The sequence below is a fragment of the Fulvivirga marina genome (assembly GCF_016775155.1).
GTDB lineage: Bacteria > Bacteroidota > Bacteroidia > Cytophagales > Cyclobacteriaceae > Fulvivirga > Fulvivirga marina.
The window spans coordinates 1101603-1123386 of record NZ_JAEUGD010000066.1; the positions used below are offsets into that span (position 1 = coordinate 1101603).

At 39.8% G+C, this 21784-nt stretch carries 17 protein-coding genes; 13 read left to right on the plus strand and 4 right to left on the minus strand.

Annotated features, from left to right (window positions below; genetic code table 11):
• Positions 1 to 14: 14 nt before the first annotated feature.
• Positions 15 to 2168: a TonB-dependent receptor gene (locus JMN32_RS24640; RefSeq protein WP_202859044.1), complete on the minus strand. Its 2154-nt coding sequence runs from the start codon at positions 2166 to 2168 to the stop codon at positions 15 to 17.
• Between the two features lie 123 nt (positions 2169 to 2291).
• On the opposite strand from JMN32_RS24640, the gene JMN32_RS24645 reads away from it, so the two are divergent.
• The 5 genes from JMN32_RS24645 to JMN32_RS24665 all read left to right on the plus strand — a co-directional run bounded on the left by JMN32_RS24645 (position 2292) and on the right by JMN32_RS24665 (position 7048).
• Positions 2292 to 3029: a class I SAM-dependent methyltransferase gene (locus JMN32_RS24645; protein WP_202859045.1), complete on the plus strand. Its 738-nt coding sequence runs from the start codon at positions 2292 to 2294 to the stop codon at positions 3027 to 3029.
• Positions 3030 to 3062: 33 nt separating this feature from the next.
• The gene (locus tag JMN32_RS24650) at positions 3063 to 3800 is read left to right on the plus strand and encodes a TerC family protein (protein ID WP_202859046.1); all 738 of its coding nucleotides are present in this window, start codon (positions 3063 to 3065) and stop codon (positions 3798 to 3800) included.
• A 111-nt stretch (positions 3801 to 3911) separates the two neighbouring features.
• Positions 3912 to 5201, plus strand: a complete 1290-nt coding sequence (locus tag JMN32_RS24655) for a sensor histidine kinase (protein WP_202859047.1) — start codon at positions 3912 to 3914, stop codon at positions 5199 to 5201.
• 300 nt (positions 5202 to 5501) lie between these two features.
• Positions 5502 to 6416 (plus strand): TraB/GumN family protein, encoded by a 915-nt coding sequence (locus JMN32_RS24660; RefSeq protein WP_202859048.1) that lies wholly within the window; start codon positions 5502 to 5504, stop codon positions 6414 to 6416.
• Positions 6417 to 6547: 131 nt separating this feature from the next.
• On the plus strand, positions 6548 to 7048 hold the full coding sequence (locus JMN32_RS24665; protein WP_202859049.1) for a DUF4494 domain-containing protein: 501 nt from the start codon (positions 6548 to 6550) through the stop codon (positions 7046 to 7048).
• A gap of 77 nt (positions 7049 to 7125) precedes the next feature.
• Here JMN32_RS24665 and JMN32_RS24670 read toward each other — a convergent pair whose 3' ends face one another.
• The gene (locus JMN32_RS24670; RefSeq protein ID WP_202859050.1) at positions 7126 to 8001 is read right to left on the minus strand and encodes a bestrophin family protein; all 876 of its coding nucleotides are present in this window, start codon (positions 7999 to 8001) and stop codon (positions 7126 to 7128) included.
• Positions 8002 to 8134: 133 nt separating this feature from the next.
• Here JMN32_RS24670 and JMN32_RS24675 point away from each other — a divergent pair, with 133 nt between their 5' ends.
• The 7 genes from JMN32_RS24675 (at position 8135) to JMN32_RS24705 (ending at position 15010) form a co-directional block, all read left to right on the plus strand.
• A complete protein-coding gene (locus JMN32_RS24675; RefSeq protein WP_202859051.1) occupies positions 8135 to 8989 on the plus strand; it encodes an SPFH domain-containing protein in 855 nt (284 codons plus the stop codon).
• Positions 8990 to 8993: 4 nt separating this feature from the next.
• A complete protein-coding gene (locus JMN32_RS24680) occupies positions 8994 to 9323 on the plus strand; it encodes a hypothetical protein (protein ID WP_202859052.1) in 330 nt (109 codons plus the stop codon).
• A 190-nt stretch (positions 9324 to 9513) separates the two neighbouring features.
• On the plus strand, positions 9514 to 9684 hold the full coding sequence (locus JMN32_RS24685; protein ID WP_202859053.1) for an Arc family DNA-binding protein: 171 nt from the start codon (positions 9514 to 9516) through the stop codon (positions 9682 to 9684).
• A 28-nt stretch (positions 9685 to 9712) separates the two neighbouring features.
• Positions 9713 to 10510: a hypothetical protein gene (locus tag JMN32_RS24690; RefSeq protein WP_202859054.1), complete on the plus strand. Its 798-nt coding sequence runs from the start codon at positions 9713 to 9715 to the stop codon at positions 10508 to 10510.
• 2 nt (positions 10511 to 10512) lie between these two features.
• Positions 10513 to 11202 carry an alpha/beta fold hydrolase gene (locus JMN32_RS24695; protein ID WP_202859055.1) on the plus strand — a complete coding sequence of 230 codons (690 nt, stop codon included), beginning with the start codon at positions 10513 to 10515 and terminating at the stop codon, positions 11200 to 11202.
• A 122-nt stretch (positions 11203 to 11324) separates the two neighbouring features.
• Positions 11325 to 14255 (plus strand): leucine--tRNA ligase, encoded by a 2931-nt coding sequence (locus JMN32_RS24700; RefSeq protein WP_202859056.1) that lies wholly within the window; start codon positions 11325 to 11327, stop codon positions 14253 to 14255.
• A gap of 2 nt (positions 14256 to 14257) precedes the next feature.
• Positions 14258 to 15010 (plus strand): outer membrane beta-barrel protein, encoded by a 753-nt coding sequence (locus tag JMN32_RS24705; protein WP_202859057.1) that lies wholly within the window; start codon positions 14258 to 14260, stop codon positions 15008 to 15010.
• Positions 15011 to 15012: 2 nt separating this feature from the next.
• Here the strand turns inward: JMN32_RS24705 and JMN32_RS24710 are convergent, their stop codons facing one another.
• Positions 15013 to 15906 (minus strand): DMT family transporter, encoded by an 894-nt coding sequence (locus JMN32_RS24710; protein ID WP_202859058.1) that lies wholly within the window; start codon positions 15904 to 15906, stop codon positions 15013 to 15015.
• A 225-nt stretch (positions 15907 to 16131) separates the two neighbouring features.
• On the opposite strand from JMN32_RS24710, the gene JMN32_RS24715 reads away from it, so the two are divergent.
• On the plus strand, positions 16132 to 19290 hold the full coding sequence (locus tag JMN32_RS24715) for a T9SS type A sorting domain-containing protein (RefSeq protein WP_202859059.1): 3159 nt from the start codon (positions 16132 to 16134) through the stop codon (positions 19288 to 19290).
• A gap of 60 nt (positions 19291 to 19350) precedes the next feature.
• Here the strand turns inward: JMN32_RS24715 and JMN32_RS24720 are convergent, their stop codons facing one another.
• A complete protein-coding gene (locus tag JMN32_RS24720) occupies positions 19351 to 21756 on the minus strand; it encodes an ABC transporter permease (RefSeq protein WP_202859060.1) in 2406 nt (801 codons plus the stop codon).
• Positions 21757 to 21784: the final 28 nt, after the last annotated feature.

Below are 21784 nucleotides of genomic sequence, written 5' to 3' on the forward strand. Positions count from 1 at the left end.
TGCTACAAATTCACTTACAGTGTGGGTAGCTGATTAACCGATTTATCCTTAGATAACGTTATGAATACCCCTAGGAAAATAAACCTGGGTGCCGCTTGCTTTACAGGTCTTAATATGAATTCACCATTTTCATTGGGTTCGTTACTGCTCTCGAAACCAAATATGTTATCAAACCCAAATACATTGGTAACAGAGCCATGGATAATGACATTGGACTTCAACAAATAGCTGGCATTAAGACTTAAATCATGATAGTCAGCCGTTTTCTCTGAATTAAATAATTCAAGATTAGGATTATTAAAAGGCCGGCCACTAGCGTAACTGTAGGTACCCCCCAGCTGTGTTTTCAAGGCGTTGATAAAATATTTAAATACCGCTGAAAAGTTATGCTCCGAAGCAAAAGTTGGTGCCGCCTGGTAAGGGAAATTATGATAATCCCTTTCTGTATCAAGGTAAGAATAAGACAACCAGTAGTCTACGCCTTTCAAAGTCTTGTTATCTCTCCAAAAAACGTCTATACCTCTGGCATATCCATCGCCATTGTTCGTATAACTATCAGGGTTATAGCTCTGGGAAAACTTAATCAAGTTATCATAGTTTTTGTAGTAAGCCTCAACCCTAAAAGTCCTTCCGTTTTCCTCTCTTTGGTAGTTAATGATATAATGATCTGCTCTCTCATCTTCCAGACTGTTTTTTATTCTTACAAGGTCATTCCTGCCGGTTTGATTAAACTGACCATACGCCACTGACATCTGACTGTTTTCCCCTGTTTTATAAGCAATTGACAATCTAGGCACAACATAGAACATATCCTGCATCCAGTTATATTCACCTCTAATACCTGCTCTGGTTACAAAACGGTTTGAAGTATACAGATCCATCTCTGCAAAGAGGGCTGTTAACCCCAAGTCAATTCCAAGTTCCTCATCGGGTTGCACTATATTTTCATAGGAATAGTCTCTTATGAAATGCTCGCCTCCAAACTGTAATGATAACTCGTCAGAAACATCATCAGCTATCACTGTTTTAAGGTGGATTCCCTCTTCACGCTCCTGATACTTTTCATCGTTAACATGGGTTCTTTCATTACTCTTGGTATAGGAAATACCTGAAAACACGCTCCATTGATCATTAATGATACTTCTTAATGAAGTATTGATATATTGATAATTATTGGTCAGGTCCATTTTATCCTTAGCTGATGTATATATGATCCGGGGCTGGTAAACAACGAAGTCTGACCAGCTAAAATTTGAGTACATCTTAAGCTCATGCATATCGTTGAGTGCTTTTCTCAACATGAAGTTTCCTTCAATAGATTGTGGAGCCCGGTCCCAATCCAAATTTTGATCTACAGCCTTAAAGTAAGGTGTCAGATTAGTGTACTGAAGTTTTCCTGCAAAGGCGCCTTCTTTCATTTCACGAGTATGAGACACATCCGCCCCAACTGTCATTAGTGAAATATCGGTCCTTGTCTCATCAGGTACATCTTTGCTATTAAGAACTAACGCCGAGGAAAGTGCCTGGCCATACTCTGCGGAATACCCCCCCGTACTGAAGCTTGTCCCTCTAAACATGAAAGGGGAAAACCTTCCTCGTCCGGGCGTATTGGGTGCAGATGAAGAGTAAGGATTAAGCACTTCAATACCATCAATAAAAGTTTTAGTTTCATTACCCTCACCTCCTCGTACAAAAAGCCGACCTGTCTCCCCAACTATTTGCGTACCAGGCAAGGTATTTAACGCACCAGAAATATCGGCAGTAGCTCCCGCCGTAGTAACGATATCCAATGACTTAAGCACCTCTCGACTACTTTCTTCCCCGGCTGTAAATAATCCTGCACTAATTACTACAGCATCCAGTCGGTTTACTTTCTCTGTCAGAGTTATATCAAGAACTACAGCTTCTGATGGCAGTTCAATAGGCATTTCATAGGTTTCATAACCTATATATGTAATCCTTAGCGCCAGACTCCCCTGTTCTGAAGTTGAAAAACTGAAAAAACCCTGCACATCCGAAGACGTACCATCATAGCTGTCAACAATAAAAATATTGGCTCCTATAACTGGCTCTCCCCTACTGTCCGTTACCCTCCCAGAAATATTGCTTTGGGCAAGGCCTGTCATTGTTATAATGCATAAACTAAAAATGGTAATAATATCTTTCATGGAGATTGTGTTTATTTTCATAAGGCTAAATTGCTCATAGCCCAGACCTATTAAAAAAAAGTGTTACCGAACCGTAGAATAACCGGGAAGAGTTGATAATTTTAATAGAAGAGCAGACAAGCTATGTCCGTAAAAGATAATTTTTCCAGGCAATCCGATCTATATGCTGCATACCGGCCACATTACCCTCCCATGCTTTATAATTATCTATTTGATAAAATAAAGAATTTTAATTACGCTTGGGACTGTGGTACTGGTAACGGTCAGGTAGCATACCAGCTATCGAAACGTTTTAAAAAGGTATGTGCAACCGACATAAGCAGCAAACAACTCGAAAATGCCGTCAAAGTCCCAAATATTCAGTACATGCTGGCTCCTGCCGAAAGCACCTCCATTCCCTCATCATGTGTTGATCTCATCACAGTAGCCCAGGCGTTGCACTGGTTTGAAGTAGAGTCTTTTTATAAAGAAGTATTGAGAGTAGCCAGCCCCGATGCTACACTGGCTTACTGGGGTTATAATATATTACAAGTGAATGAAAGCATTGATCCTATTATTAGGCATTTCCATAATCATGTCGTAGGTGATTATTGGGACCCTGAGCGAAAGGTATTGCTGAAAGAATATGCAGATATTAATTTTCCATTAATTAACCCTCGGCAAACCTACTTCCATTATGCTATACAATGGAACCTGAGTCACTTAAAAGGCTACCTGGAGTCCTGGTCTGCAGTACAGCATTATATACAGCAAAAGCGGCATAACCCCGTAGAAGCTCTGATAGACCAGATCCAAAGCCAATGGGATGACAATCAAGCTGTAACCTTTCCAATATTTCTTGTATATGGAAGGATCAGTTGACCCGAAAAAGAAATTTCTTATATCTTTGAGGCCATGGAAATCTTTTTACTACCGGAAACGTGGGTTGCTCTGCTTACCTTGACATTTCTTGAGATAGTATTGGGTATAGACAACATCATATTTATTTCTATTGTCTCCAACAAACTTCCACAAAACCAACAGACTAAAGCCAGAAACCTAGGTCTCTCCCTTGCTCTGGTATTTAGAATCGGACTCTTACTGGGTATCACCTGGATTATCACTTTTACAGAGCCCCTATTCACCTTATTTGATCTGGGTTTTAGTGGACGTGATCTCATTCTATTTGCCGGAGGTATCTTTCTGATCATCAAAAGTACTTTGGAGATCCACCAAAAAATGGAAGGTGAAGAGCACTTGGATATCAGCAAAGGTAGTACTACAATGCTTTTGGTAATTTTTCAAATCATATTATTGGATGTCATCTTTTCGTTTGACTCGATATTAACGGCAATAGGTTTAACTGACCAGGTTATTCTTATGATCGTTGCTGTTATAATATCTATCGCTGTGATGATGCTATTCTCAAAAAAAATAAGTGGCTTTATTAGCAAACACCCTACTCTGGAGGTATTGGCATTGTCTTTCCTCATTCTTATAGGTTTTATGCTTGCCATAGAAGCTTTGCATTACCATGTCCCTAAAGGGTACATCTATTTTGCTGTATTCTTCTCTCTTATGGTTGAGTTCCTTAATATGAAAATGAGAAAAAGTAAGAATCCTGTAAAACTCAAAAAAAGATTGAGGGAATAATTGAGAGAATAATAAAATAGCTATTGGTAGTTCTACCTAAAGTATTTTTTTTTTAACTTTTAGGTTACCATAAGCTAAATGGTGATATGAATTTTAATATTGCAAACCTAAATGAGCAAATTTAAAGGGGTCTTAAAGGGTATAAAAGATACCAAAAAAGACATTTTCGATCTTATTGAAAAAATTGAAAAGGCTGCGCCTCATGCAGACGGAAACCAAATACTTGAGATACTCGAGGCATATAAGGAAAAGGTAGCTTCGAACATTATCTCTATCGAAGACCAATCAAAGTCTTTAAAATCTGAATATAATCAAACCCTTGACTTAAAAACCCAAGAGCTAAAGAAGGAGATTAACCTGCTTAAAAAGACTAACGAAACTGTGGTATCCAATAATTATCTGTTGGAGTATAAGAAAAAGGATCTCATGTTACTGGCTGATAACCTTGAAGAAGCCTATGAGGAAATCTCCCAGAAGAATGATGAACTCCGGGAGCAAAAAAAGCAGATAACAGAACAAACAGAAAAGTTAAGAATAGCTCACGAGCAGATCCTAAAGAAAAACAAAGAACTGGAAATGCAGAAAGAGTCAATCATGGATCAGGCAGAATACCTCCATGAAGCGAATAAGACTATTTCAAACATGCATGCCGAAGTTGAAAAACAAAAGGATGAAATTCTTAAAAAAAACAGAGAGCTCATTAACCTCAACAATGAAAAAAATAACCTGATAGGTATTGTAGCACATGATCTCAAAAGCCCTTTAAACCAGATAAAAGGTTTTACAACAATCATAAAACTTACCTCTGAGCTGGATGATGATACGCTGAAGTACCTGGAAAGCATAGAAGTAAGCGCTAACCGCCTTAATGAAATGATTGCTAAAATACTTGATATTGAAGCTATTGAATCCAGAAAACTCAATATTAAGCTTGAGGAGACCAACCTTACGGAGGTTATCAAAGAGTGTGTATCAAGATACAGAATTACTGCCAAAGAAAAAGGCATAGTCATTAATGAGCAAATAGATGACAATGTGCGCGTCAATATTGACATCAGCTTTGTGAACCAGGTTTTTGAAAACTTGCTCTCCAATGCTATTAAATTTTCACCTAGCGACACAGCTATATCTGTAAGCTTAGTTCAGAAAGGTGATAAGGTTACTTTTAATATTTCAGATCAGGGGCCTGGTATAAGTGAGGAAGACCAAAAGAAACTGTTTGGTAAATATCAGAAGCTAACTGCAAAACCTACTGGCAACGAAACCTCCACCGGTCTTGGCCTCTCTATTGTCAAACAATTTGTTGAAGCCATGGGCGGAACCATACGATGTGAGAGCACCCTTGGAGAAGGCACCTCTTTCATTGCTGAATTTGAGGCCATGGTACCTGCCAAGTACTGAAATGAATATGAACTAAAACCAGTTAGAAAAGAACGGCAATGAGAATCTATACTCCAAACTCATGAAAAAACTCAAAAAACTTTACGAAAAATATAAGGAGTACGTCCGAGTGGACCTGATCATGTATGCGGCAATGTTCCTGATGATAATCCTTTACTTTTTATACACTGCTCTTTTTGCAGCCCGCTAGCCTTTTTTCAAATTCATAAATACAGGATCAATAATTAGCTTCATTGATTACTGGTTTTTTACATAATGTAGCTTATATTGTGGGTTGAATTATGATGAAAAAAGTTAAACATGACAGTGTCCAACCTTAAAAAATTCCTAATATCATTAACCCTGATCATAGTCTCCCCCCATATCAGCCATGGACAGATTAATGATAATAATACCCATGCAGTACTTTGGAAAATCTCCGGAAACGGATTGAGCAAACCTTCATACCTATACGGGATTGTAAATTTCCTTCCTAAAAAAGAATATTCAGTTCCCCGAAAGGTTAAAAACGCTATGAAGGACTGTGAAGTATTCGCTACCAAACTAATTTCCGACAACTCATCTCAGAAGAAATTTAACAAAGCAGTAAGGATCCCAAATGATGGATGGATCAATGATTACCTGACGGATGATGAGTTGAACCAGCTCAGATTGCTGCTAATGATGAGGTTTGATGTCCGTGAACATGCCTACCACTTCAACTATAGCCGCCTGCAGCCTATCATATTGGTTACAACAACTACAGCATTAAACCTCGATAAGAATATAATCTTCCCTGAAGAAGAACTTTCGGATATTGCCAGAAAAAATAAAATGACAACCAAGGGACTGGGAACCATACAGGAAGAAATCAATGCCTTTGAAAAGTTCCCTATAAAAGACCAGGTAGAAGCGCTTAAATATACAGTGAATAATTTCGAGCAACACCTGAAGAATTATGATCAACTGGTGAAGTTCTACATAGAAGAAGAAAATCTGGAAAAGGTTAAAGAAGAAACTTTAAAAGCTACCAATGAAAGTAAGCCTTTCCAGCAATATTATTATTCTGAGAGGGTGAAAAACTGGTACCCTGAAATCAAAAAAACCATCCAGAATAACAGCACTTTTTTTGCCTTGGGCGCCCCCTTTCTTTCAGGAAAAGGTGGTCTGATCCAAATGCTTAAACAAGAGGGGTTTGAAGTACAGCCAATAACTATAGCCAAAGAGAAAAAGTAGTGATATACAACGCTCTGCGTCCCAGGCAAATCTCTGATAAAAATTCAGATATATTTCTAGGCCGGTAAATTATCGGTGATATCTTTGCAGTCCTCGAAAAATATCTTGTAAAACAAAAATCAGAAAGAAGAATGAAGACCTGGTACTCATGCAAAGTTAAGCACAACAAAGAAGGGGATGATGGACTATTAAAGCAGGTAACGGAAGCATTTTTGCTAGACGCCGTATCTTACACCGATGCTGAAGCAAGGATCAATGAAGTGACTGCCAGAGATATTTCGGGTGAGTTCAGCGTTACCCATATAGCCAAGACTAATATCGCAGAAGTTATTAACTATGAGGATTCCGACACATGGTTTAAATGTAAAGTATCATACTCCACAGTAGATGGTGATAGCGAAAAAGAAGTAAAGGTCAATACATACCTGCTGGTTTGTGCCTTGCATGTAAAGCAAGCGTTTGAAAGAATTGAAAAGCACTTTGAAGGCATGCTTGTACCTTACGATATTCCTTCAATCACACAAACAAACTTTATAGAGGTTTATCCTTATATAGCTGATGAGATTCCTTCAAACCTGAAGCCGATCTCTGAGGTAGAAATAGAAGAAGAAACAGAAGAAGTAGAAGAGTAGAACTAATTGAAAATAAAAAGAAAAAGGCTATCATTGATTCAGTGATAGCCTTTTTCTTTTAAAGGGTTTTCTAACATCTAGTCTCTAAGCAAAATCTCCCTCACATTATTCTTGATCTTCTCAGCAAGTTCGTCAATAGGCAAGTCATTAGTATCACCACCAAACGGATCCTCAATTTCTTCAGCTATTAACTCTACACTAACCAGAATAAAAAATATCAATAGCACAATGGGTATGGTCCAGTAACCAAACTCCGTTATAAAAGCAAAAGGCAGTGTAACGGTAAAAGTAAATATAAACTTCTTAATGTACATACTATAAGAATATGGTATCGGAGTATTTTTTATCCTTTCACAGCCACCAAGAATATCGGAAAACTCCTTTATCTCTTTATCTATCACGAATAGTTGTTCCCCAGTCAATACCTTCCCTTTATAAAGCTTATTCACACGCTCATAAAGCATTAATGAGATCATATTTGGGATATGCTCCTTTCCTTTAAGTCTCTTGAGAAAATCATCTTCAACAATATCGAGATCATTGAGGTTAACCCCCTTGCGGAGATGCTCTTTCATAGCCACCACAAAATTGGGTATCATCTGGGCAAAGAACCCACGCGAAGCAGCATCATTATCAGGCACAAATGCACTCACTTTCGCAGCCAGATTCCTGGTATTATTTACCAATAGTCCCCATAGTTTTCTCCCCTCCCACCAACGGTCATAAGCTGAGTTGACTCTAAAAACCAGGAACAAACCCAAAACAATACCTAAAAGGGAATGTACAGCCGTAGTACTTACAAAATTTAGCTTAAAATAATCTAGTATAAAATAAGCAATTATAAAGGTATAAATCAGCATAAATATCAAACCAGGCAAAAGCAACCTGAGCACCTGCCTGCTGTAAGAATGAAAGATGAGACCAAACCAAGTCTTGGGGTCATATTTTACCATAGCATATCAAATATTTGGGTTAGCAAATTAAACTCAGTTTTCTATTAAAACCAAAACACGAAACCTGTCGGTGATCTACTGCGTATATGAATTTATAATAGTATATATATGATATCATTTTAATATCAAAATTATGAATCAGGAAAAAGAAACCAGTCCCGTATCAGGTTACATCATGTTAATCATTGTTGCATTACTTTTCTTTTCAAGTTTGTTCATCTTAATTGCTACCAAAAACCCGTTTTTCATTTTAGGCATACTCATAAGCATCATTTTATGCCCAGGCTTCTTCTTTGTAAACCCCAATAGTTCTCGTGTACTTGTACTTTTTGGAGATTACAAAGGAACCGTAAAGAAAAATGGATTCTTTTGGGTAAATCCATTTTTCGTAAAAACTAACATTTCACTAAGGGCCAGAAATTTTGATAGTGAGCGGGTCAAAGTGAATGATAAAGTCGGTAACCCAATACTCATCGGGGTTATTTTGGTATGGCAAGTAAAAAACACCTTCAAAGCCGCCTTTGAAGTGGATAATTACGAGGAGTTTGTGCGTATTCAAAGTGATGCTGCTGTAAGAAAGCTGGCAGGGCAATACCCTTACGACAACTTTGAAGACAATGAAGCAGAGATCACCTTGAGATCAGGGCTAGATGAGGTAAATCATGCCCTGGAAGAGAACCTCAGCCAAAGATTAGATATTGCCGGCATTAAAGTCATAGAGGCCCGCATTGGCTACCTGGCATATGCATCGGAAATTGCCAGTGCCATGTTGAGAAGACAACAAGCCACGGCCATTGTTGCAGCACGACATAAAATTGTAGAAGGAGCGGTAAGCATGGTGGAGATGGCGCTGGACGACCTTTCAAAAAGAGAGGTAATAGATCTCGATGAAGAAAGAAAAGCTGCCATGGTAAGTAACCTGATGGTAGTGTTATGTGCTGATAAGGATGTAACGCCCGTGGTGAATTCAGGCACACTAAACCACTAACATAATGATTTACTATAAGGAGGAACAGCCTTTTGAAACCGTTAAACTGTGGATCATCCTGATGACATTATCGCTTTTAACCGTTATTGTAATATTTTCGTCTCCTTATAGGATACTTCAAGCCAGCCAGACAGGTAGCACACTTCCTGATGAACTGCTGATAGTCATAGCCACCCTGGCATTTTTAATAGTAGCTTTTGCTGATAGGGCTTCTGCTATCTGGCAAACTTCAGGTGGAGATAAAGAGCAGGCATACCCTTTACCGGTTTCCTCTATTTATGTTATTTATGTGGAAGGGAAAAGCCATAAAACGGGAGAATATTCAGGACTATGAAATAAGGAAATACAACTCCAGAAAAGAGTATAAAGGACATGGTTATCGCATAATAGCAAAGCATTGACCGAATCGGGTAATACAGGTTTACAACTGACACTTTATAGCGGAAAAAAGCTACTTTTGGGCACACAAAAACCTGGCAAATTTAAAAAGATCATGGACCAGTTAATGAAAAAGGGAACAGATCATGGCTAAGAAAAAGCCTTTCGTATTACGTATAGACCCTGACCTGCTTGAAGGGGTTGAAAAATGGGCGGCAGATGAATTCCGTAGTACAAACGGACAACTGGAGTGGATTATCCATAATGCACTGAAGAATGCCGGACGTCTCAAGAAAAGTGGTAAAAGTGGTAATTAATTCTATTTTTGTGACAAAAATAAAGCTTATGAAAAAAGGTATTGCGGCTGTCTTATGTCTGCTTTCTTTCTGGTGTTATGGACAAACTGATTATGTTGTAACTACCCATAGGGACACCATCCAGGGCGAAGTACAAATATTGCTACCCTCGGAGAGATATGAAGAGGTAACTATCAAAACCGAAGATGCCACCAGGAGATTCAAAGCTTATCAATTTTTAGAGGTAGGCAAAGATAGCTTGATATATCGCTCTGTTAAATTTGGTGAGATATACAAAATCATGCAGTTAGAAGTAGAAGGTTATCTGAGCCTGCTATCATTCCGTTCTGATGGCAATTACTCTTTCGGGTCAAAGTACCTGCTAAAAAAGACTGGTGACGGTATTGAAGTACCCACTCTACTTTTTAAAAAAATAATGTCCGACTTCCTATCAGACTGTAATGAAGTCGAAAAGAAAATAGAGAATAAAACATACAAGAGAAGTGATATTGATGCAGTTGTTACTCATTACAACAACTGCATTCAAGTTCAAACGCAGGACTTGTATGCTGACACCTCCTCAAAAAAGAAGGTAGAACCTACAGTAATATCAGAAGTTAGTCCTGCTGGCGCCAAACTGGCCGATATAAAGAAAAAGCTACAAACCATCAGATCTGCCGAAGCACCCGAGTTAATGGTACTTTTAAATGATATTGAATCAAAACTTACCAATCATCGAACTGTGCCTCCATATATGATCGCAGCTTTACGAGAGCAGGGTGCTAAACTCAGTGACATCAATACTGACATAACTGAATTAATTGAACTTATCAACCAGCAAGACTGATTATGTCTCAAACCATTCTTATTCTTCACGGAGCCTTAGGCAGTAAAGAACAGCTGCTCCCTGTTACAGAAGCTTTAGGCTCTGCGTTTAATACCAAAAGCATATCTTTTTCAGGACACGGAGGAGTTCCATTCGATGGTACTTTTGATATTAACGGTTTTACAGAAGAGGTGTTGACCTTCATGGCTACCGAAAACCTGGAAAAGGTTGATATTTTTGGTTATAGCATGGGAGGGTATGTGGCCTTGAATCTAGCCCTTAAGCATCCTGAAAAGGTTGGTAAAATATATACCTTAGGCACAAAGCTTGAGTGGTCACAGGACATAGCGCAAAAAGAGATCAAATTGCTGGATGCTGAAAAAATTGAGGAGAAGGCACCTGCCTTTGCCAAAACACTTAATGACCGCCACGCTCCTACTGACTGGAAAGAAGTACTTCAAAAAACATCTCAAATGATGATCTCCCTTGGTGATGGTGCTGCATTAAGTCTAGAAGAGTTCAAAAACATATCACACCAGGTAATTGTAGGCATTGGAGATGAAGATAACATGGTAACTATTGAAGAGTCCGAAAAAGTTGCTAACCTTTTGCCTCAGGGTTCACTACAAATTTTCAAGGGGTTCAAACATCCTATCGAACAGATAGATGTAGCTCTGCTAACGGCCAAAATCACAAGCTTCATGCAGGGGTAGAAATCAGCGACTCTCGCTAGCTGCGATTTATGAGCTTTTCTGACTACCAACTTTTTCATCATCATGTCCCAAATTGATGATAAATCTGTTAATTTTGAGCCTTTAATAAAGGTAGACAAACAATGGCAGAATACAATTTCAACGAGATTGAAAAGAAATGGCAAAAATACTGGGCGGATAATGAAAGCTACAAGGCTGAAATAGACCCTTCCAAACCTAAGTTTTATGCACTGGATATGTTTCCGTACCCTTCAGGGGCCGGTCTGCATGTAGGTCATCCACTGGGATATATTGCCTCCGATATCGTTTCGCGTTTCAAGAAACTCAAGGGCTTCAATGTACTGCACCCTATGGGTTTTGATGCATTCGGGTTGCCTGCAGAGCAATATGCCATCCAGACGGGACAGCACCCCGCCATTACTACCGAACAGAACATTACGAGATATAAAGAGCAGCTTAAGAATATTGGGTTTAGCTTCGACTGGGACAAAGAGGTACAAACTTCGGATCCGAAGTTTTATCAATGGACCCAGTGGATCTTTATGCAGCTTTTCAATAGTTGGTATAACAAAAAGACCGACAAAGCAGAGCCTATCTCAGAGTTGATCGCTTCTTTTGAAAAAGAAGGAAACACCAAAGTTGAAGCTACATGCGATGAAAAAACTCCTCTTTTCAGTGCTCAGGTATGGGCTGAGTATGATGAAAAACAACAGCAGCAAATACTGCTGAACTACAGACTAGCCTATCTGGCAGACACTACGGTAAACTGGTGTCCTGCTTTAGGTACCGTGCTCTCCAATGATGAGGTAAAAGATGGATACTCAGAAAGAGGCGGGCATCCGGTAATCAGGAAAAACATGATGCAGTGGATGATGCGTATCACCGCATATGCCGAAAGGTTATTGCAAGGCCTGGAGACTATCGACTGGCCCGAACCCCTCAAGGAGATGCAACGCAACTGGATAGGAAAATCCATTGGTGCTGAGCTAGACTTCCATGTAGAGGATAAAGGTGTTGACATCCGTGTGTTCACTACCCGTATTGATACAGTTTATGGAGTTACCTATCTCGCCATTGCTCCTGAAAGTGACCTGGTCAATCAATTAGTTACGGAAGATCAGAAGGCTGAAATCACATCATACATAGACGTAGCTAAAAACAGGTCTGAACGTGACAGGATGACTGATGTAAAACATATTACAGGAGCCTTTACAGGGTCTTACGCTACGCATCCATTCAGTGGCGAAAAAATACCTGTCTGGGTAGCTGACTATGTTTTAGCAGGTTATGGAACCGGCGCAGTAATGGCCGTACCTGCAGGAGACCAAAGAGATTATGACTTTGCCAAGCATTTTGATCTTCCCATTATACCCATCAACGAATCAGCAAACATCGAAAAAGCGGCTGACCCTACTAAAGAAGGTAAGGTTATTAACTCCGACTTCCTGAACGGCCTCACTCCTATTGAAGCCATCAAAAAAGGGGTGGAAGAACTTGAAAAAAGAGGTATTGGTAAAGGTAAGATCAACTACAGAATGCGTGATGCCATATTTACACGCCAAAGATATTGGGGCGAACCTCTTCCGGTTTATTATAAAGATGGCTTGCCTTATTTGATGGATGAATCCGAATTACCACTGGTATTGCCAGAAGTGGATAAATATCTACCTACAGAAGATGGTGCACCTCCACTTGGAAGAGCTGAAAAATGGGAAACCAAAGAGGGTCACCCTATAGAATTAAGCACTATGCCAGGCTGGGCAGGTTCAAGCTGGTATTTCTTCCGCTACATGGATGCTCATAACGACAAGGAGTTTGTAAGCAAGGAAGCTCAACAATACTGGGAAAATGTAGACTTATACATTGGTGGATCAGAGCATGCTACCGGCCACTTGTTATATTCCCGCTTCTGGAATAAGTTCCTTTATGACATGGGACTTATCACGGTTAAAGAGCCTTTCAAAAAGCTGATAAACCAGGGAATGATCCAGGGAAGATCTAACTTTGTGTACAGGCTCACACTCACCTATACTATGTCATCAGAGTTGGAATCGGCTGACAACCCTGAGATTTTCTTATCAAAAGGTATAGTCGACCGAGTTAAGAAATCCAACATAACAAAAGCTGAGACTGAAATTATTCACAGGCTTATCACTGAAGGCATCGAAAAACATAACGAAAAGCATGGAACTGACTTTGCTCCCAAAGAAATTAACTTCAATACGATAACCCCTATTCACGTTGACGTAAATATCGTTAACAATGACTTATTGAATATTGATAAGTTTAGAAAATGGAGAGCCCCATATGAGGATGCTATAATTATTACAGAACCTGACCATAATTATATGTGTGGGCACGAGGTTGAAAAAATGTCCAAGTCCAAATACAACGTTGTTAACCCAGATGACATTATAGAAAGATATGGAGCAGATACTTTAAGACTTTATGAGATGTTCCTCGGGCCCTTGGAGCAATTTAAGCCATGGAACACGAATGGTATAGATGGCGTATTTAAGTTTTTAAGAAAGCTTTGGAATCTTTTCCACAACAATAATGATAGCTTCGAAGTATCCGATGCTGAGCCTACAAAAGAGGAATTAAAAGTACTACACAAAACGATCAAAAAAGCACAAGAGGATATCGAACGGTACTCCTTCAATACTTCTGTCAGTGAATTTATGATCTGTGTAAATGAGCTTTCCACTTTGAAGTGTAACAAGAGAGCTATCCTGGAACAATTGATTATAGTGGTAGCACCATACGCTCCACATATAGCTGAGGAGTTATGGCATAAATTAGGCCATGAAACCAGCATTACGGTTGCCGCATACCCTATGTATGATGAAAATTACCTGACCGAAAGCCAACATGAGTATCCGGTTTCCGTTAATGGTAAGATGAGAGCCAAAATGAGTTTCCCTACAGATATGCCACGCGAGGACATTGAGAAGCAGGTATTGGCATCTGAAGCAATTCAGAAATGGCTTGAAGGAAAATCTCCTAAGAAGGTAATCGTTGTGCCTAAGAAAATTGTAAATGTCGTCATTTGATCATGAACAAGAAGTTTACTTTAATTTTTGCTATTGCTGCCTGTGCTTTCAGTGCAGCAATGGCTCAAGACTACCCCTACTACGATAAGAACTGGAAAGATTCTGTTCAGGAAGAAAGCGTACAAAAAAAGGAAAAAGAAATTGAAGTACTTCAACCTGAAAAGCCGCAATCTAGACTAGATGAAGCAGGCACCATCCGCGCAGCAATAAACATAGGTGTGGGGGTTATGGACTCCCCGGAGATCAACAACTATATCAGAGACGACCTTGCCAACCGCAGTATTACACTGTTAAGTGGCAGCCCTGATATGAACTCCGTCTTTATGATCGGTGGTCAGGTAAGCTATGCTGTGCGCCCCCGATTACAAGTCAAAGGTATCTTTGACTTTGCCATTGGAATAAGTTCGACCGAGCTGGTGAATCAATATTCATATCAAAACGATTACATAAACTACACTGCCACTAGGATATCCGCCGGTGCGGGAGCCAATTACTTTTTTGGCCAAAGAAAAGTAAGTCCTTATGTTGGCTTAGCCTTACTGTATCATACATTAGCATTTGAAGGCTTTAAAGGAGGTACAGTTGGTCCCAGAGGTGAAGCCGGAGCAACATTTAATTTTAGCAACAAGTTTAAAATGGAAGCATTCCTTCAGGCTGATGTAGCTGAAACTAAGGCTAAAAACCTGGGGCAAAGCATGACCATTGATTTCAGTACTTTAAACCTCGGGGCACGGTTCCTGTTTAGGCTAAACTAAGCCTATTTCTTTCTGCTTACCAGAATAATACCGCCAATGACAACAATTGCCCCTACTACCTGCAAGTAGGAAAGTCTTTCATCCAAAAAGATATTAGCCAGCACAATCGTTGAGATCGGTCCAAGACTTCCAATGATCGAAAAGTTAGGAGCCCCCAAATGCTTTATAGCATAGGAGATCATATATGATGGTATTACTGTAGATATCATGGCCATTAAAAACCCTAACCAGTAAACCTCTGACGGATATGACAAAAGATTATCATTGGAGGTAACGGCATAGTGTATAACCACACATACACAGGAAATAATCATAGCATATGAAGTGAATACTACAACGCCAAACTTCGGAATAAGGTACCCGCTACCTACAAGATAGGATGCATAGGTAAATGCACTCATAAAAACCAACACCCCTCCTAGCAAAACATTCTCATCTCCGGCCACCCCCAGTTCTTCACTAAAGGTGATAAAAACACCGGCATATGAAAGCAATATAGCCATTATCTGAACCCGAGTAGGCGCCTTTTTAAAGAAAATCCAAGTAATAAGTATTACCAGCGTAGGGTAGACAAAAAGTATGATCCGCTCCAGGCTGGCCTTAACATATTGCAGCCCCAGAAAATCAAATAAACTGGCCAGGTAGTAACCTATGATACCAAAAGCTATCAACCACAGATAGTCTTTACCTTTAATTTGTTCGGGCGAAGAGGGCTTCCTGATCAATGCAATAATGACATAAACCGGAAAGGCGAAAGACATTCTCAGCAAAAGCAGCGATACTGCGGGCACCTCATATACATAGGCCAGCTTCACGATTACAGCCTTAGCCGAAAAGAATATGATCCCCACTACAGCTACAATAACCGCGACTAACTGAGCTTTAGATAACTTCATATGAATTTGACGACTGGAATTCGTGCGAAATTGAGTTTTTAATTACTAAATAGGAAATTAGAAAAAGTAAACTTTATGATAACATCAACGGATTTGTTCAAAATAAAATAAAATCTATTTTTGTTGTTATACAAATAATTGTTTTATCCCAATAACTATCATTTCCAGGACTTACTTTTTCCCCTTAAAAGTATTATCCACTGACTATAATCTTAAGCACTAATTATGAACAAACTTTTACCTACTTTATTTTTTTTATTACTCTTTTTTCAACTTAAAGCACAACAACTTCCCTACAACCCGGCAAAAGAAGGCCTTCATGATAAACCCAACATTTCAAAAACCGGAATACCAGGTAATTCCAGAGAGGCACAGGAGAGCACCTTTGGTACCCCGCCATCAGTAAAATCTGTAAGCACTCCTGGTGGAAGCGGAGGAGCATCTGGCAGGTATATCATCACAGATGCTTCCAACAACGTATACATTATTGGCAAGTACAGCAATGAAGTTAAACTGGATGTCACCACCCTAACCGGAAGTGCTTATAAATCCTATTTTCTAGCCAGGTATAATACAGACGGCAGCCTGACCAGCTCAATTAATTTAATCGATGGGCCTGATGCCGATATAAGTGTGGAAAGTGCAGAACCTTTTCTTACCGGGTTTGTAACAAGTGGAACTTTAGAGGATGGCACCTACGATTTCGGAAATCAATCAGTCACAATTACAGGTATAAAAGCCTTCATAGCCTATTTTAATTTTGACGGTTCTGTTAATTGGGTGAAAACGTTTGACAATGATCTTAGCCGATCGAATCATTCAGTGGCTCCAATAGCTGTAAGGAATGACTCCATTTTTGCCAGCTTCAACCATGCGGAAGTATCCCTCCTCAACAGCTCAGGAAACAACATCAAAACTTACTACTTCACGACCATGGAAGTACTTGACCTTAAAGTTCATGGAGACGCTCTCATCATAGGGGGCCAATTTTTCAATGAAATGAGCATCGATGACATTACTCTGTTGTCAGAAGCAACCTTTGAAACGGCTTTCGTTGGTTCTATTGCCATTGCCGACGGATCAGCCAACTGGGCCTATGAGGCTGGAGAAAACCCAACCTGGCAATCTGCTGTGAATAAAATTGCTATCGCTCAGGACAATTCAATAATTGTTAGCGGTGGCTTCAAAGGTGGTGCCTCGTGGGGAGATTATAGCTATGGCGGTACAGGAAGCTTTATCACTCATATTACAGCACAAGGGGGTATTGACACCACATTTACCCAGTCTGCTGATTATTATTACTTCTCCCGAGGTTTCAATTGCTTAATAACTACAACTGACTCTGTCCTGTTTGCCATGGATAATTCCCTAATGATCAATCAGACGGACAATGGTTTTAACGAACATGTCGACCGACCGCTATTTTCCGAGGAGCATACTGGTGGCATTGAAGCAGGCGTATATAAAAATGGAAAGATTTACCTTACAGGCACCTTGGATAACAACATGTTTTTAATGACCTTAACGGAAGATCCTCTCACGATTGCATCAACCTTCCAAAGTGGAGGAAGTTCAGGTACTTTTCAGGTTAGGTCTCTTGAGCCCGGCAATAGTCAGAGTACACTTATTCTTGGGACATTGTATGGAAAAGCAGATCTGTATGGGGAAACTTTAACAGCCAATGAAGCCCTTGTTTTAGCAAAAAAGGATTACAATAATCAAATAGAATGGGTAAACACCATTCATAATACAAATGGTTCTAAGGGAATAAGCAACGATCTGGCTATAGACAAAAGCAGCAATAGTACCGTAATAACAGGTGAAGCAACGGGTGAGGTTACTATCAACGGAGTAACTTACCCTGAGCTACAAGACAACTTCGTAGGAAAATTCACGGAAACTGGTACAGTTGAATGGGTGATTAACATCCCTATGACAGAAACCCATACAGTATCGGTCGACGGCGAAGGTTCCATATATGTCAGTGGCTCATTTTCAGAGTCGGTAGAACTTGGTGGCACAACCTATACCCCTACCCTGGGAGTAAGTGGTTTCATTGCAAAGTATAATGACAAGGGGCAATTTCAATGGCTCAAACAACTCGATGCCGATGGAGTCTACCTCGTGAGTGCAAATGCCTCCGCACAAACCATTTCATTTTCGGCCGAAATGATTGGTACATCCGTTTCTTTTTCGGGTACCGATTACCCAATAGGCCAGGCACATGGAAAGAATTTACTTGGTAGCCTTTCTCCTGAAGGCATTGTTAATTGGGCATTTACTTATGGTGCAGATGCTGAACCTGATGACGAGTATGATTATATCGCTGACTACTGCTGGGCCACAACTATAGATGTTGATCATAATGGCAACACTTTTGTAAGTGGAATAACCGGAAGAAGTAACATTTTTGGAGACACCTCATTGTACAGCCCATTCAGATACAACCATTTTTCACTTAAGGTAGATACTAATGGCGATGTAAACTGGGCCAGAATAATAAAAACAGGAGAAAGACTTGCCCTTAACTATAATGAAGCAGGGCTGGATAAAAATGGTAATTACTACCTTTATGGAGCTGCTGCAGATTCGGTTGAGTTCAACGACAATGTTAAATTTAAAGCAGCTACTTCAGGCAGCTATGGGGCTTATGTAGCGCAAATTGATGCCGCAGGAGATCTTGCCTGGGTTTACTATTTTGATGCAGGAAGTATGAACACCAGCGGTGTTGCTATACATGGTGAAAACGCCTTTGAAATTGCAGGTAAAGCCTCTCCATATATTGAACTGGATCAGACTTACAATACATATTACGGTTCAAGCTTTATTATTGGTTTTTGTGAACTGGAGCAAGCCCCCGTTGCAACAGGAAATGTGGAGGTACTCAACACAGATACAACAACTTACCAGATAGACTTATCGACAAGCTCACAGGTCAACTGGATATTAGAACCCACGAGTGCAGGCAAGGTCCTTGATTCAGGAAATGAAACGCGCATAGCATGGAGCGACTCCTTCTCTGGCGAAGCTAAACTTTCTGTTAACATTGATAATTTTTGCGGCACATCATCTGCCAGACCTGTTCTTACTATCAATGTTAGCGGCCTGACTTCTGGACTGAATAATAAAGTTATTGAAAGTCTACAGGCATTCCCCAACCCTGTTGATGAACAACTAACCCTGAAGATCAAAAATGATGAACTTAAAAAGTTGGACATTGCCATTTATGACCTGCTTGGTAAAAAACACTTGTTACTGGAAGAAGGTAATAATAATGCCAACATCAACAAAACTTACAACCTGAGTAATCTGGCCAAAGGGACTTACATCCTGCTGATTAAGGATGGGCAAGTTTCAGAGTCTAGGTTGATATTTAAGCAATAACATAAAAAGGCTATCACAATATTCTTGTGATAGCCTTTTTATCTCTTAACTTGAATTTAATTATTCATACCTAAGCGACTTCACTGGATTAACTTTCGCGGCTTTTAAAGATTGGTAACTTACAGTCAGCCAGGCTATCAAAAAGGCCACCATCCCACTGATTAAAAATATCCACATGCTGATCTCTACCCGATTAGCAAAACCATTAAGCCACTGATCCATGGCATAATAAGCTGGATATATAGCCAACACAAAAGCTATAATGACTAGCTTCGCAAACTCTTTGGACATCAGCGAAGTCACACTCCAAACGCTTGCTCCCATTACTTTGCGAATGCCAATTTCCTTGGTACGCTGCTCAGCCATAAAGGCCGCCAAACCAAACAACCCAAGACAGGCTATGAATATAGCAATGATGGTAAAGACCGTAAAAACCATCCCTAACCTTTGCTCTGCTCTAAATAATGCATCATAATCTTCATCGAGGAATGAGTATTGAAGAGGTTCTCCCGGAGCATAGTTTTCCCACCTGCCCGCTATAGTATTGATCACTTCGTTCGGATTTTCTCCTGAAAATCTGGCATATAAAATATTGCCTTCTTTAGTGAGCTGAATTACAAGAGGCCTCACATTCATCTTCAAACTCTCGAAATTAAAGTCCTTAACAACCCCTACCACTCTCATTTCAACAGGCTGATCACCATTGAAGTTTATTATTTTTTCCTCTAATGGATTCTCCCATTCCAACTCTTTCACAGCAGCTTCATTCAGTACCACTGCACCCGAATCGGAAGGAAAATCTCTTGAAAAGAACCTTCCTTCAACCAGTTCAAAGTCAAGGGTTTTTAAGTGATCATAATCACCAAAATAGGTAGCCATAATATGGTCTCGCTCATCACCCACAGCCCTGAAAATAGTAGTGTTATTTACCCCCGGAACCATATTATTAGAATAGCTCGTACCCAAAATACCGGTACCAGCATCCAGATCATTTTTGAAGGCCATTTTATTATTTTCCAGTCTGTCGGTATCTTCAATGATCAGGATATGCTCTTTATCAATACCCAGATTTTTATTCTGCACATATTGCAACTGCTGATATACAACCACAGTACAGATGATAAGCACTATTGAAATCCAAAACTGAAATGTAACCAGGAAACTTCGTATAGAACCACTTTTCATACCTGCTCTTAATCTACCTTTCAACACTTCCGTGATCTTAAAGCCAGTAAGATAAAATGCAGGATAACTCCCCGCCAAAATGCCTACAAACAACACGAGCGCTACTAAAACCCAGGCTATTGAAGGTTCGCCCAGTATGCCAAATGTTAAAGTCTTTCCTGATAACAAATTAAATGATGGTAATAGTACATAAACCACCCCAAGCGCCAGCAAGGCCGCACTAATGGAGTAAATCATGGATTCAGTCAGAAACTGTGCAATGAGTGTACTTCTCAGCGAACCAAGCGTTTTTCTGAGACCTACTTCCTTAGCTCTACCTGCCGACTTCGCTGTGGTCAGGTTCATGAAATTGATACAGGCTAGTATAACTATAAAAATGCCAATGCCGGCTAGTATAAAAACATATGATATATCACCTGGAGGTTCTGCTTCATCCTGCACCTCCGATTGAAGATGAATATCATACATAGGGAAACTATAATAGTCATAGATACCACCTTCAGCCCTGAACTCCTCTAACGATTTTCCCATAAACTCTTGCAGAACCGGAGTTACGTTTCGTTCCGTTATGGGCGCAAGCTTTTCATCCACACTTTTGGAGGTACCTTTTTCATTGAGCACATAGTAAGTGAACAAACTATTACTTAACCAATTGCCTCTATTCATCCAAGGAAAAGAGCTACTTGAAAGTAACGCATTAAATTTTAAATGAGAATCTCCCCTACTATTCTCCATTACCCCCGTAATCTTATACTCAGTTTTATCATTACCGATAGACAGTGATTTATCCAGAGCAGACTCATCTCCAAAATATTTATGAGCCAATGCTTCACTCAAAACCAGGCTATTAGGGTTTTTAAGTGCTGTTTCCGGATTTCCTTCCAGGAGTTTAAAGCTAAAAACGCTAAAGAAATTAGAGTCAGCAGCCATGATACCCTCCTCATTAAAGGCAAGGTCTCCATTACGGAATATCCACTCCCCCATTTCATTTACACGGGTGGCTTCTTCAACTTCAGGAATTTCCGCCACCAGAGCTTTTGCCATCGGAAAGCTGGTACTTGCCGTATAAATTTCCTGTCCCCCCAACTTCCCATGAAGGTTTACTCTGTATATCCGCTCTCCTTTGACATGAAAGTGATCATAGTTCAGCTCATCGTAAATATACATGGTTACGAACAAGCAGGCGGCGACACCTATCGTTAGACCCAATATATTAATAATTGAGAAAAACTTGTGTTTGGTTATGTTGCGCAAAGCAACCTTGATGTAATTTTTGACCATTATGTTATTGTTGTTAATTGAGTACTCG

Coding starts and splice junctions, on each gene's coding strand:
- JMN32_RS24640 (WP_202859044.1), bottom strand. CDS start 2,168: ATGAAAGATATTATTACCATTTTTAGTTTATGCATTATAACAATGACA.
- JMN32_RS24645 (WP_202859045.1), top strand. CDS start 2,292: ATGTCCGTAAAAGATAATTTTTCCAGGCAATCCGATCTATATGCTGCA.
- JMN32_RS24650 (WP_202859046.1), top strand. CDS start 3,063: ATGGAAATCTTTTTACTACCGGAAACGTGGGTTGCTCTGCTTACCTTG.
- JMN32_RS24655 (WP_202859047.1), top strand. CDS start 3,912: ATGAGCAAATTTAAAGGGGTCTTAAAGGGTATAAAAGATACCAAAAAA.
- JMN32_RS24660 (WP_202859048.1), top strand. CDS start 5,502: ATGACAGTGTCCAACCTTAAAAAATTCCTAATATCATTAACCCTGATC.
- JMN32_RS24665 (WP_202859049.1), top strand. CDS start 6,548: ATGAAGACCTGGTACTCATGCAAAGTTAAGCACAACAAAGAAGGGGAT.
- JMN32_RS24670 (WP_202859050.1), bottom strand. CDS start 8,001: ATGGTAAAATATGACCCCAAGACTTGGTTTGGTCTCATCTTTCATTCT.
- JMN32_RS24675 (WP_202859051.1), top strand. CDS start 8,135: ATGAATCAGGAAAAAGAAACCAGTCCCGTATCAGGTTACATCATGTTA.
- JMN32_RS24680 (WP_202859052.1), top strand. CDS start 8,994: ATGATTTACTATAAGGAGGAACAGCCTTTTGAAACCGTTAAACTGTGG.
- JMN32_RS24685 (WP_202859053.1), top strand. CDS start 9,514: ATGGCTAAGAAAAAGCCTTTCGTATTACGTATAGACCCTGACCTGCTT.
- JMN32_RS24690 (WP_202859054.1), top strand. CDS start 9,713: ATGAAAAAAGGTATTGCGGCTGTCTTATGTCTGCTTTCTTTCTGGTGT.
- JMN32_RS24695 (WP_202859055.1), top strand. CDS start 10,513: ATGTCTCAAACCATTCTTATTCTTCACGGAGCCTTAGGCAGTAAAGAA.
- JMN32_RS24700 (WP_202859056.1), top strand. CDS start 11,325: ATGGCAGAATACAATTTCAACGAGATTGAAAAGAAATGGCAAAAATAC.
- JMN32_RS24705 (WP_202859057.1), top strand. CDS start 14,258: ATGAACAAGAAGTTTACTTTAATTTTTGCTATTGCTGCCTGTGCTTTC.
- JMN32_RS24710 (WP_202859058.1), bottom strand. CDS start 15,906: ATGAAGTTATCTAAAGCTCAGTTAGTCGCGGTTATTGTAGCTGTAGTG.
- JMN32_RS24715 (WP_202859059.1), top strand. CDS start 16,132: ATGAACAAACTTTTACCTACTTTATTTTTTTTATTACTCTTTTTTCAA.
- JMN32_RS24720 (WP_202859060.1), bottom strand. CDS start 21,756: ATGGTCAAAAATTACATCAAGGTTGCTTTGCGCAACATAACCAAACAC.